This window comes from Flavobacterium sp. (assembly GCF_049590715.1).
Classification (GTDB): Bacteria; Bacteroidota; Bacteroidia; order Flavobacteriales; family Flavobacteriaceae; genus Flavobacterium.
Map to the genome: position 1 here is coordinate 1 of NZ_JBAWDL010000293.1, position 1597 is coordinate 1597.

A 1597-nucleotide genomic window follows, 5' to 3' on the forward strand; every position below is an offset into this window, starting at 1 on the left:
TCGCACCAGCATCCAATAATTTTTGAATAGCAGTTGCTGTGTAAGGAGATTTATAATTTTTTAGTAACTCAGAACTTGCTGTTGTATAGGTTCCTTGAACCATATACACATCTTTGATTCCAAAAGGAATTCCTTCTAGTAAGCCGATAGTTTCCCCTTTTGCAATTTTAGCATCCACTTTAGCCGCTAAATCCAGCGCTAAAGTATCTAACAAAGAATTGACAGAGTTGTATTTATTTTCTTTAAGTAAGTCTAATTTTTCTTGTACTAAAGCCGTACAAGTTATTTGTTTCGTCACCAGCTGTTGGTGTATTCTTTTTATCTGTGAATCCATTTTATCCTTCTATAACTTTAGCAACCACTAAAAAACCATTTTTTTTGTTCGGAAAATTTTCTAAAATGATTTGTCTCTCTATAACCGAACTTTCTACCACAACATCTTCTCTTAAATTGCTAACAGATACTGCATTACAATTGACATTACTTAAAGCATTATTTGTTGGATTTGCATTTTTAATCACATCAAATAATTTGTTCACGCTCTCTGAGGGCTGCGCTCCTTTTATACTCGACAAGATGTCGACTGTCATTGTTTTACTCATAATTATGTTTCGTTTTTAAAGACTAACTTTTAAGGTGGCGAATTTACGAAAGTTTTTTTTAGGGAATTCGATTTTTTTAAATGATTTCGATAGTTGTAACAATAAAGAAGATAAGTAAATTAACATAATCATTAGTTTAATTGTAAGTTATTAGTTTGTTTCAAAAAGAAATGAGAATTATCTCTTACTACATATAATTTGCAGAATGTAATACCATTAAACATTCTAAGTTTTCGACATTCAAAAACAAAATATTCAAATATGAATTTAATTTTTAAATGTAAAATATTTTTGTAAATTTGACACATTAAAACTAATTAAACTACACTTTATGAAAAAAATCAGATCATTAATCACTATAATGGTAGCGCTCAGTTCTATTATAGTAGGTTATAGTCAACCCAATACCACTTTATCTCTTGAGGATTCAAGTCAACAAGTACTTGACCTGAGTGGCAAAAAATGGCGTTTTAAAATGATGGCACCAGGAGAAGGAATTAAAAAAGGACTTCACAAATTACCGGCAGAGGATATTGAGACCTTAGTTTGGAACAACGCAAAAGTACCTGGAGATGTCTATACCGACTTATGGAAAGCGGGTGTAATTGAGGATCCTCATTTTGGTCGAAACAGTGTTAAAGCACAATGGGTACAACAATATGAATGGTGGTATGCACTTCAATTTAGCATAACCGAAGGAGTAGAAAACCAAATGGTTGACCTTGTTTTTGAAAGCGTAGATTACAGTTGTGAAGTATGGTTAAACGGTCATTATTTAGGAAAACACGAAGGTGTCTTTTCGCCATTTTCATTTAATGTCAACGAATATTTAAGAATTCATAAATGGGATTTTCTTAAAGGACGTAATATGCTGGTCGTAAAATTAGACACACCACCACAAGTGAATGCTTTTGTAGCTGGTAAAAAAACACCTTGGTTTGGTGATTATTGGAGAGATATAACCCCTATTGGAATTGTGGGGTCTGTAAAATTGG

General features: G+C 32.2%; 3 protein-coding genes. 1 reads left to right on the plus strand and 2 read right to left on the minus strand.

Translation table 11 applies throughout. From position 1 onward, the window contains the following. Positions 1-334 (minus strand): amidase family protein (locus tag WBQ70_RS12945; protein WP_423914929.1); only part of this gene is annotated, 334 nt, incomplete at its 3' end. 1 nt (position 335) lies between these two features. After that, positions 336-602, minus strand: coding sequence for an Asp-tRNA(Asn)/Glu-tRNA(Gln) amidotransferase subunit GatC (locus WBQ70_RS12950; protein ID WP_423914930.1), 267 nt, complete (start codon positions 600-602; stop codon positions 336-338). A 331-nt stretch (positions 603-933) separates the two neighbouring features. Here WBQ70_RS12950 and WBQ70_RS12955 point away from each other — a divergent pair. Continuing rightward, on the plus strand, positions 934-1597 hold a 664-nt coding region (locus WBQ70_RS12955; RefSeq protein WP_423914932.1), incomplete at its 3' end, for a glycosyl hydrolase 2 galactose-binding domain-containing protein.

Bases quoted from the DNA above. Each gene is read 5' to 3' on its own strand.
- WBQ70_RS12950 (WP_423914930.1), bottom strand. From the start codon at position 602: ATGAGTAAAACAATGACAGTCGACATCTTGTCGAGTATAAAAGGAGCG.